A 10,675-nucleotide genomic window follows, 5' to 3' on the forward strand; every position below is an offset into this window, starting at 1 on the left:
CAGAGCTATCCAGGCGGCCAGAGCGTGCCGAGCCCGTCGGGCATCGATTTCACTCCCGGCGAGCTGCTGGGCTGCGTGTCTGGCGCCCTGGGGTTGCGCAAATTCCTCGAAAGCGGCGGTCACCAACTGGTCGTGACGTCGGACAAGGACGGCCCGGACTCGGAGTTCGAACGCGAACTGCCCGACGCCGATATCGTGATCTCCCAACCGTTTTGGCCAGCCTATTTGACCGCCGAGCGGATCGCCAAAGCCCCCAATCTGAAGCTGCCCCTCACCGCCGGGATCGGTTCGGACCACGTCGATCTCGACGCGGCGATTGCCCGTGGGATCACCGTCGCCGAGGTCACCTTCTGCAACAGCATCAGCGTGGCCGAGCACGCCGTCATGCAGATCTTGGCGCTGGTGCGCAACTTCGTCCCGTCGCACAAGTGGGCGACCGACGGCGGCTGGAACATCGCCGACTGCGTCGAACACTCCTACGACGTCGAGGGCATGGATGTCGGGGTGATCGCCGCCGGCCGCATCGGCCAGGCCGTGCTACGCCGGATGGCCCCCTTCGACGTCAATCTGCATTACACCGACACCCGCCGGCTGCCCGAAGATGTCGAAAAGGAACTCGGCGTCACCTACCATCCCGACGCCGCGTCGCTGGTGCGCGCCGTCGACGTGGTGTCCATCCACGCTCCGCTGCACCCCCAGACGTATCACCTGTTCGACGAGACGCTGCTGGCGTCGATGCGGCGCGGCTCCTACATCGTCAACACCGCTCGGGCCGAGATCTGCGTGCGCGACGCGGTCGTGGCGGCGCTGAAGAGCGGTCAGCTGGCTGGTTACGCCGGGGACGTGTGGTACCCGCAACCGCCGCCGCCCGACCACCCGTGGCGGACCATGCCGCACGAGGCGATGACCCCGCACATCTCGGGCACTTCGCTGTCCGCCCAGGCACGCTATGCCGCAGGGACCCGGGAGATCCTCGAAGACTTCTTCGCCGACAAACCCATCCGGGATGAATACCTGATCGTGGCCGGCGGAGCGTTGGCCGGTACTGGGAAGGCGTCCTACACCGCCGGCAGCGGCGCCAGCCCCGGCAGCAGCGGTCAGTAGGTCAGCTGATCAGGTGGTCGACGCGTTTGCTGCCGTCCCAGCGGCGCAAACCTGCCATGGTGCCGTCTATCGCTGACGGTCGACCCGCGATGCGCAAGGCCCGCCCGAGTTGGGCTCCCCCAACTCGGCGGGCCAGCGTGACATGCGCCGTCCACTGGTCGGGCAGGCTGTTCGGCATCGGGCCGGGCAGCAGGTAGGGGCCGCAGATCCGGTGCACCTCAGCGTGTATCGCGAGAAGCTCGGCCGTCGGCACGACCAGCCGGGCCAGCACGGCGTTGGATCTGCCAAACAGTAGCGACGCCCCCACCGCGCACCCTAGCGGCAATCGCTGCGCCACCGGCCGCAGCAGCGCATCGACGTCCGGCGCGATCCGCTCGGCCACCACCAGCGTCACGTGCGGACGACTGGCCGGCGCCTGGCTGGGTATGCCCGCCGCTGCCAAGTCCTCCCAGATTTGGCGGATCGTCGCCTCGGTGTCGTGGTCGAAGAGCAGCTCGATCGAATGAACCATTAGCCGACCAGCGCCGCTACCCATTCCCGGTCGAAGGCTTGCGCGCTCATCGCCGCGAACTCGCCGGCCTTCATCGATGCGGCACCGGCAGGCAGTGCGGCGCGCAGCGGCGCCAGGCGTGCCAGCGCAGATCGGTTGGAGGTCTCCACCACGCCCGGCCGCATGGGCCACGTGCCGATCACCAGTCCGGCACACGGAATTCCATGTGAGGCAAGCGATTCCACGGTCAGCGCGGTGTGATTGAGGGTGCCGAGCTCAGCGGTGGCCACCACCAGCACCGCAGCACCCAGGTCGACCGCGAGATCCCGCAACGTGACGCCGGCGTCGGCGAGTTCGACCAGCAAGCCCCCAGCACCCTCGACCAGGGTCAACTGTCCCCGACGGTCCAGCGCGCGGATGAGTTTCAGCACGTTGCTGCGGGTGGGCAATGACGTCCCGGTCTGCTCGGCGGCGGCCAACGGCGCCAGGGGCTGCGGGTAACGGGCCAGCCCGACCACCTTGGTAAGCCCTGACAATCGGGTCACCTCGGCGAGGTCGTCGTCACCGGCCTCGGTGCCGGTCTGGACTGGTTTGCACACCGCGACGTCGACCCCGGCCTGCCGCGCCGCCGACGTGAGGGCCGCGGTCGCGACGGTCTTGCCGACCCCGGTCCCCGTTCCGGTGACGATCAGGACCGTCAACGCCGTGCCGCGCACAGCACGTCGGTCAGCACCGTGCGGGCCAGCTCGAGGTCGTCGGCATCCAGCGACGCCCGCGCGGTGAGCCGCAGCCGCGACGTACCGGCCGGCACGGTCGGTGGCCGGAAGCAGCCCACCCGAACCCCGGCGTCCAGGCATGCCGTGGCGGCGGCCAACGCCACCTCCGGCGCGCCGAGGATCACCGAGACCACCGCCGATTGCGGCGCCTGGGACACCTCGCAGATCTGCGCCAACGTGCCCGCGTGCCGCAGCACCGCCTCGGGTCGCCACGGCTCGGCGCTCAGGACGCGCAGCGCGGCCAGCGCGGCGCCCACGGCCGCCGGCGCCAGACCGGTGTCGAAGATAAACGGCCGGGCGGCGTCGATCAGGTGGTCGCGCACGGGCGAAGTCGCCAGCACCGCCCCACCTTGGCTGCCGAGCGCCTTGGACAGCGTCGTGGTCATCACGATATCCGGCGCGCCGGCCAGTCCCAGCTCGTGCAGCAGCCCGCGTCCGCCTGCGCCCCGCACACCCAGGCCGTGAGCCTCGTCGACCATCAGCAACGCGCGATGCCGGCGGCACACCTCGTGCAGCTGGCGCACCGGAGCCAGCGCACCATCAGCGGAAAACACCGACTCGGTGATGACGACCGCCCGCTCTTCGTCCCGCGCCGCCAATGCCGCGTCCACGGCGTCGACGTCGCGATGGGGCGTCACCACCACCCGGGCCCGCGACAGCCGGCAGGCGTCGACCAGCGAGGCGTGCGAGTAGGCGTCTGACACCAGCAGCGAACCCGCGCCGGACAATCCGACGACCGCCCCCAGGTTGGCGGCGTATCCGGAGGAGAACACCAAACCCGTTGCGGCGCCAACAAATTCGGCGAGAGCAGCCTCGAGTTCCCCGTGCAGCATGGTGTCACCGGTGACCAGCCGCGAACCGGTGGCACCTGCACCCCAAGTGCGCAGCGCGTCGACTCCGCCTTCGATGACCTGCGCGTGCTGGGAAAGACCCAAATAGTCGTTGGACGCCAGGTCGAGTTCAGTGGCCACTGCCGGACGCGGGCGCAACGCGCGTCGCAGCCCGGCCTGCCGGCGCTGCTGCTCCACCGCCTCCAGCCAGGCCAGCGGTGACGTATCGATCTGCGTCATCGCACTAAAGCCTACGAGAGCCGGTCAGTCGCGCCACCTCGACCATCGCGGAGGTGATCTGCGCGATCTCGTCAGGCGTACAGATGAACGGCGGCATCGCGTAGATCAGGTTGCGGAACGGCCGTAGCCACACCCCGCGGTCCAAGGCCGCCGGGGTGGTGATCGCCAGGTCGACGGGGCGGTCGCACTCGATGACGCCAATGGCCCCGCACACCCGGACGTCGGTCACCGACGGCAATGCCCGCGCCGGTTCCAGGCCTGCTGTCAGCCCGGCGCTGATCGCGGCAACTGACGATCGCCAGTCTTGGCCGAGCAGCAGCTCCACGCTGGCCACCGATACGGCGCAGGCCAGCGGGTTGGCCATGAAGGTAGGCCCGTGCATCAACGCCCCGGCCTCACCGGAGCTGATGGTGTGCGCGACGTCGGTGGTGCACAGGGTCGCGGCCAGGCTGAGGTATCCGCCGGTGAGCGCCTTGCCGACGCACATGATGTCGGGGCTGACGCCGGCCTGGTCGGCGGCGAACAGCTCGCCGGTGCGGCCGAATCCAGTGGCGATCTCGTCGAACACCAGCAGCGCGTCGTGCCGCCGGCAGATCTCCCGAAGGTCCGCCAGGTAGCGCGGATCATGGAAGCGCATCCCGCCGGCGCCCTGCACCACCGGTTCGACGACGACGGCCGCCACTTCGTCGGCGTGATCGGCCAGCTGCGCCTCGAACGCCGCGCTGTAGGCGGCGTCGTAGTCGCGGGGTACCTGTGGGGCGAACACCTGCCGCGCCAGGACGGAATTCTCTCCGGAGGCCCACAGCGAATGCATGCCGCCCTCGGGGTCGCAGATGCTCATCGGGGTGAAGGTGTCGCCGTGGTAGCCGCCGCGCCAGGTCATCAGCCGCCGCTTGCCGGGCCGGCCGCGGCCGCGCCAGTACTGCAGCGCCATCTTGACCGCGACCTCCACCGACACCGATCCGGAGTCGCAGAAGAAAACCGTCTCAAGCCCCGAGGGCGTGATGTCGACAAGCAGTTGGGCCAACCGCGCGGCGGGCTCATGGGTCAGCCCGCCGAACATGACGTGGCTCATCGTCGCCAGCTGCGCCGCGAGCGCCGCGTCCAGCGCCGGGTGACCGTGCCCGTGGATGGCCGTCCACCAGGAGCTCATCGCGTCGAGCGCTTCGATCGGCCTGCCGTCGCGGATAAGCGTCAGCCGGGCGCCATGGGCGCCGACCGCGACCACATTCGGCCTCACTGCGCCGGCGTTCGAGCCGCCGATCGTGCTGTAGGGATGCCATAAATGCGCCGCATCGATCGCGCTGATCTGCTCGGCGGTGAGCCCGGGTGTCTCCGCGACCATAGAGAACGAGGGTAAAGGAGTCCACCGATTTGCCCACGACCTGAGCCTCGGTCAGCATTGAACGACCATGGTCCCGACGCAACAGCCCGTTGACCCCTCCGCGGGCCACGATGCTCACTCCTCAGCCCCCTCCCCGGCACCGGTACTGCGGCTGCGACTGGTTCCGTGGGACGTGACCTGCGCCGTCGCGACGCTGGTCACACTGGTTGTCCTGGCCATTACGACGGATTGGTATGCACGGCTTTTCGGCTTCCTCACCGACGTGTGTACGGGTGACGATTGCCCGCCGGTGCCCTACGGCGTCGATTTCTACATTTACCCGGTGGTGTGGGGCGGTGTCGGCGCCGCGATCTCCGCGGCTCTCATCGGACCGGTGGTTTCCCTGTTGAGGGGCTGGTACCTGTCCTTCTGGCCGCTCTTGGCGTTCGGCATCCTCGTCGTGACCTCGGTGGCGGGCTCGGCCCTGACCGCCTTCAGCGTGCCGTACTGGCACTGGCAAGGTTGATCCGGCGACGCGTTTGGCGAAAGTCCGGATGAGAGCGAAATCACAACTGCCCGCAGCAGATTGAGCTTTGGTCCAATAAGACCCAATAAGCGGTCACCGTTCGGTCACGTTACGACAAAAAATCCCTCGGGAAGCACCTGCACTATGGCACCCGCGGCTATTTGTTGCCAAAGTGTCTGTAGTGACTGTTGTGAATTCAACGGTTCACCGAGGGTCGACGTCTTCTGCCATGTCCTCAGGGGCATTAGGTGGCGGCGTGCGGCCCCCAACGGGGCGGGCCAGCACACGAGTCTCTGTGGTGAACCGGCATGGAATGACGGCGGATGCGCGAAGTCACCGCGCTGAAGCCACAGAGAGGTGATCCGCATGAGACGCAGCTACGCAGTCCCGATCGGTCTGGCCCTGTTGCTGACGCTACCGATGCTCAGCCCCAACTTCGCGACCGCTGACCCGAACCCGTCGCTGGTGGGCTACCAGCAATCGACCAGCTATGTGATTCAACGCGCGCTTGCGCAGCGCGGTGTGCCGTTCCTGTACGGCGGCGGCAACGTCGCCGGCCCAACCCGCGGCACCGGGCTGAAGGCCAACGTGGTCGGGTTCGACGCTTCAGGTCTGATCCAGTACGCCTACGCCGGCGCCGGGCTCAAGATGCCGCGGACGTCGGGCGAGCAGTGCAGCGTCGGCCGCAAAGTTGCTCCCGCACAAGCACGGCCCGGTGACCTGCTCTGCTACGGCCCCGGTGGCACTCAGAGCGTCGCGATGTACCTCGGCAACGGTCAGATGATCGAGGCCACCGAGCCTGCCGTCACGGTCTCGCCGGCCCGCACCAACGGCATGACTCCGTATCTGACCCGAATCATCGACTCCTGACCGGGAAGTCAACGGCGCGCCATTAGCGCGCTGTCGGCGGTCGGCGGGTTGGGTAGATTGTCTGTCAATCATGACAGTCTCCCCGACCCGTCCGGCCGTCGCCGCCATTGCGGAATCCGCCCAGTCCGCAATGGGAAACCGGAAAGCAGGGTTCTATCGTCACGATCTCGACGGGCTGCGTGGCATTGCCATTGCGCTGGTCGCGATGTTCCACGTGTGGTTCGGCCGGGTTTCCGGCGGGGTGGACGTGTTCTTGGCACTGTCTGGCTTCTTCTTCGGCGGCAAATTGCTTCGCGCGGCACTGAACCCGACTGGGGGCCGAGCCGGGGCATTATCGCCCGTGCCGGAAGTGATTCGGCTGGTCCGTAGGTTGCTGCCGGCTCTTGTCGTGGTGCTGGCCGGGTGCGCGGTTTTGACCATCCTGATCCAGCCAGAGACCCGCTGGGAGACCTTCGCAGACCAGAGCCTGGCCAGCCTCGGCTATTACCAGAACTGGGAGCTGGCCAGCACGGTGGCCGATTATCTCCGGGCCGGTGAAGCGGTCAGTCCGCTGCAGCACATCTGGTCGATGTCGGTGCAGGGCCAGTTCTATATCGCTTTCCTGGCTTTGATTTTCGGATTCGCATTTCTGTTCCGGCGCCGTCTCGGCAACCGGTTGCGGATGACGTTCGTGCTGCTGCTCAGCGCGCTGGCGGTGGCCTCGTTTGTCTACGCGATCTTTGCCCACCAGGCCAACCAGGCGACCGCCTACTACAACAGCTTTGCGCGGGCCTGGGAGCTGCTGCTCGGGGTGCTCGCCGGCGCGCTGGTCCCCTACATCCGCTGGCCGATGTGGCTGCGCACGATGATTGCCACCATCGCCTTGGTAGCGGTGCTGTCCTGCGGTGCGCTGATCGACGGCGTCAAGGAGTTCCCGGGACCATGGGCGCTGGTCCCCGTCGGGGCCGCCGTGCTGTTCATCCTGGCCGGCGCAAACCGGTACGCCCACCCGACTACAGGCGACCAGTTGCCGTGGCCCAACCGGCTGCTGGCGGTCGAGCCGCTGGTGAAGCTGGGCGCGATGGCCTACTCCCTGTACCTCTGGCACTGGCCGCTGCTGATCTTCTGGCTCGCATACACCGGTCACCGGCACGCCAACTTCGTCGAGGGCACCGCGGTATTGCTGATATCCGGTGTGCTGGCCCATCTGACCACCCGGTTCGTCGAAGACCCACTGCGGCACCGCGCACCGGCCGGTACGGCATCGGAGTCCGCCCCGTCCATCCCGTGGCGGGTGCGGTTGCGTCGCCCCACCATCGTGCTCGGATCGGTGGTAGCGATGCTGGGTGTCACGCTCACCGCGACCGCGTTCACCTGGGTCGAGCACGTCAACGTCGAACGCGCCAGCGGCAAAGAGCTAACTGGGCTCAACTCCCACGACTATCCCGGTGCTCGTGCCCTCGTCAAACACGTACGGGTGCCCAAGCTGCGCATCCGGCCGACGGTGTTGGAAGCCCAGAACGATTACCCGCCGTCCACTCGGGACGGCTGCATCAGCGACTTCGCCAACACCGCGCTGATCAAATGCACCTACGGCGACAAGGCCGCCACCCGCACCATCGCGCTGGCCGGCGGCTCGCACGCCGAGCACTGGTTGACCGCACTGGACATTCTCGGCCGCACGCACCACGTCAAGGTGACGACCTATCTCAAGATGGGCTGCCCACTGTCCACCGAAAAGATGCCGTTGGTGATGGGTAACAACGCGCCGTACCCGGAGTGCCGCGACTGGGTGCCCAAGGCCATGGCGCAGGTGGTCGCCGACCACCCCGACTACGTGTTCACCACCTCGACGCGACCGTGGAATATCAAACCCGGCGACGTGATGCCGGGAACCTACATCGGGATCTGGCAGACGTTCGCCGACAACAACATTCCGGTCCTCGCCATGCGCGACACCCCTTGGCTGGTCAAAGACGGCCAACCGTTCAACCCGTCGGACTGCCTGGCCAAAGGCGGCGACGCCATCTCGTGCGGTATCAAGCGCTCCGACGTGCTGGCCGACCACAACCCCACCCTCGATTTCGTCGAGCAATTCCCAGGGCTCAAACCACTGGACATGAGCGATGCCGTCTGTCGACCCGACATCTGCCCGGCCGTCGAGGGAAACGTGTTGGTATACCACGACGCTCATCACCTGTCCGCCACCTACATGCGCACGATGACCAATGAATTGGGTCGGCAGGTCGGGGCGGCCACCGGTTGGTGGTGACCGCCCGGTTAGCGCCTGCCACGATGGCGCGGGCCGTGAGAGCCAACAGAGCGACCAGATCGGGCCGCCGATAAGGTCGAACTATGCCCCCGTCAGACCCAACCAGTGGTGTTGCCAAAGCTTCGCCGAAGCTGAGCACCGTCTGGCCCGGCAGCAGTTATCCGTTGGGCGCCACTTTCGACGGCGGCGGCACCAACTTCGCGGTGTTCTCCGAAATCGCGGAGAAGGTCGAGTTATGCCTGATTGGTAAGAACTGCGACGAGACGCGTATTCCCCTTGACGAGGTCGACGGATACGTGTGGCATGCCTACCTGCCGACCGTCAGCCCCGGACAGCGTTATGGGTTTCGAGTGCATGGGCCGTTCGACCCGGCCGCCGGTCACCGATGTGACCCCAGCAAGTTGTTGCTCGACCCGTATGGGAAGGCGTTCGACGGCGTGTTCCAGTTCGGCCAGGCGCTGTACTCCTACGACATGGCCGTTGCGGCCAACGACCCCGGCGAGACCGGAACTCCCCCGCAGGTCGATTCGCTCGGGCACACGATGACCAGCGTGGTGATCAATCCGTTCTTCGATTGGGCGACCGACCGGGCACCGCACACCCCGTACCACGAGACGGTCATCTACGAGGCACACGTCAAGGGCATGACCGAGACCCATCCCGGCATCCCCGAAGCACTGCGTGGCACCTATGCGGGCCTTGCTCATCCCGTGATCATCGATCACCTCAAATCGCTGAATGTCACCGCGATCGAACTGATGCCGGTTCATCAGTTCCTGCACGACAGCCGGCTGCTGGAGCTGGGGCTGCGAAATTACTGGGGGTACAACACCTTCGGGTTCTTCGCCCCGCACAACGAGTACGCCGCCAACCGGCGGGCCGGCAGTGCGGTGGCCGAATTCAAGACCATGGTGCGGGCATTCCATGAGCAAGACATCGAAGTGATCCTCGACGTGGTGTACAACCACACCGCCGAAGGCAACCAGCTGGGCCCGACGATCAACTTCCGCGGGATCGACAACAGGGCCTACTACCGGCTCGTCGATGAGGACCTGCGGTTCTACAAAGACTTCACCGGCACCGGCAACAGCCTCAACGCCCGCATGCCGCACACCTTGCAGCTGATCATGGACTCGCTGCGCTACTGGGTGACCGAGATGCACGTCGACGGCTTTCGCTTCGACCTGGCGTCCACGCTGGCCCGTGAGTTCTACGACGTTGACCGACTCAGCGCATTCTTCGACCTCGTGCAGCAGGATCCGGTAGTCAGCCAGGTCAAGCTGATCGCCGAGCCGTGGGACATCGGCGAAGGCGGCTACCAGGTCGGCAACTTCCCAGGTTTGTGGACCGAATGGAACGGGAAGTATCGCGATACCGTGCGTGACTACTGGCGGGGTCAGCCCGCAACCCTTGGTGAGTTCGCGTCCCGGCTGACCGGGTCGTCGGACCTCTACGAGGCGACCGGCCGCCGTCCCAGCGCCAGCATCAATTTCGTCGTCGCACACGACGGGTTCACGCTGAACGATCTGGTGTCTTACAACGAGAAACACAACGAGGCCAACGGCGAACACAACCAGGATGGCGAAAGCTACAACCGCTCCTGGAACTGCGGCGTCGAAGGGCCGACCGACGACCCGGACATCCTGGACCTGCGCCACCGGCAGATGCGCAACATCATGGCCACGCTCATGCTCAGCCAGGGAACCCCGATGATCGCGCACGGCGACGAGGTGGGACGCACTCAGCAGGGCAACAACAATGTCTACTGTCAGGACTCCGAGCTGTCCTGGATGGACTGGTCGCTGGTCGACAAAAACGGTGACCAGCTGGCGTTCACCCGCAAAGTCGCCGCGTTGCGCACAAACCATCCAGTCTTTCGGCGCCGCAGGTTCTTCGAGGGGCGTCCCATCCGCAGCGCCGATCAGGTGCGCGAGATCGCCTGGCTGACGCCGGCGGGCGACGAGATGACGTCGGAGGATTGGGACAGCGACTTCGGCAAGTGCATCTCGGTCTTCCTCAACGGCGAGGCGCTGCGCGAGCCCAACGCTCGCGGCGAGCGAGTGGTCGACGATTCGTTTCTGCTGTGCTTCAACGCCCATGACCACGCGGTCGATTTCGTCATACCCAACGACGACTACGCCACCGAGTGGACGGCGGAACTGGACACCACCGATTCCACCGGTGAGGTGAAGCTGGTCGTAAGCCATGGCGACCAAGTCTCGCTGCCGCCGCGGGCTCTGCTCGTGTTTCGTAAGACCAAGTGA

At 66.5% G+C, this 10,675-nt stretch carries 8 protein-coding genes and 1 pseudogene; 5 read left to right on the top strand and 4 right to left on the bottom strand.

Annotation, left to right across the window (positions count from 1 at the left end; genetic code table 11):
• A partial coding sequence (locus VNW74_RS08685) for an NAD-dependent formate dehydrogenase (RefSeq protein ID WP_325676195.1) occupies nt 1–1,104 on the top strand: 1,104 nt, incomplete at its 5' end.
• A 1-nt stretch (nt 1,105) separates the two neighbouring features.
• Here VNW74_RS08685 and VNW74_RS08690 read toward each other — a convergent pair.
• The 4 genes from VNW74_RS08690 to VNW74_RS08705 are packed head-to-tail and all read right to left on the bottom strand — an operon-like array spanning nt 1,106 to nt 4,785.
• The gene (locus VNW74_RS08690) at nt 1,106–1,615 is read right to left on the bottom strand and encodes a 2'-5' RNA ligase family protein (protein ID WP_325676196.1); all 510 of its coding nucleotides are present in this window, start codon (nt 1,613–1,615) and stop codon (nt 1,106–1,108) included.
• Nucleotides 1,615–2,295 carry a dethiobiotin synthase gene (bioD, locus tag VNW74_RS08695; RefSeq protein WP_325676216.1) on the bottom strand — a complete coding sequence of 227 codons (681 nt, stop codon included), beginning with the start codon at nt 2,293–2,295 and terminating at the stop codon, nt 1,615–1,617. The genes VNW74_RS08690 and bioD overlap by 1 nt, the downstream gene beginning before the upstream one ends.
• Nucleotides 2,292–3,440 carry an 8-amino-7-oxononanoate synthase gene (locus tag VNW74_RS08700; RefSeq protein WP_325676197.1) on the bottom strand — a complete coding sequence of 383 codons (1,149 nt, stop codon included), beginning with the start codon at nt 3,438–3,440 and terminating at the stop codon, nt 2,292–2,294. The genes bioD and VNW74_RS08700 overlap by 4 nt, the downstream gene beginning before the upstream one ends.
• Before the next feature lie 4 nt (nt 3,441–3,444).
• On the bottom strand, nt 3,445–4,785 hold the full coding sequence (locus VNW74_RS08705; RefSeq protein WP_325676198.1) for an adenosylmethionine--8-amino-7-oxononanoate transaminase: 1,341 nt from the start codon (nt 4,783–4,785) through the stop codon (nt 3,445–3,447).
• Nucleotides 4,786–4,852: 67 nt separating this feature from the next.
• On the opposite strand from VNW74_RS08705, the gene VNW74_RS08710 reads away from it, so the two are divergent.
• From VNW74_RS08710 to glgX, 4 genes and pseudogenes are all read left to right on the top strand, one after another.
• Complete coding sequence (locus tag VNW74_RS08710) at nt 4,853–5,290, top strand: hypothetical protein (RefSeq protein ID WP_325676199.1); 438 nt, start codon at nt 4,853–4,855, stop codon at nt 5,288–5,290.
• 357 nt (nt 5,291–5,647) lie between these two features.
• Nucleotides 5,648–6,151, top strand: a pseudogene (gene ripD, locus VNW74_RS08715) (NlpC/P60 family peptidoglycan-binding protein RipD); the annotation flags it as partial.
• 76 nt (nt 6,152–6,227) lie between these two features.
• Nucleotides 6,228–8,411 (top strand): acyltransferase family protein, encoded by a 2,184-nt coding sequence (locus VNW74_RS08720; protein WP_414686632.1) that lies wholly within the window; start codon nt 6,228–6,230, stop codon nt 8,409–8,411.
• An 83-nt stretch (nt 8,412–8,494) separates the two neighbouring features.
• Nucleotides 8,495–10,675 carry a glycogen debranching protein GlgX gene (gene glgX / locus VNW74_RS08725; RefSeq protein ID WP_325676201.1) on the top strand — a complete coding sequence of 727 codons (2,181 nt, stop codon included), beginning with the start codon at nt 8,495–8,497 and terminating at the stop codon, nt 10,673–10,675.

The sequence above is a fragment of the Mycobacterium sp. genome, assembly GCF_035570115.1.
Classification (GTDB): Bacteria; Actinomycetota; Actinomycetes; order Mycobacteriales; family Mycobacteriaceae; genus Mycobacterium.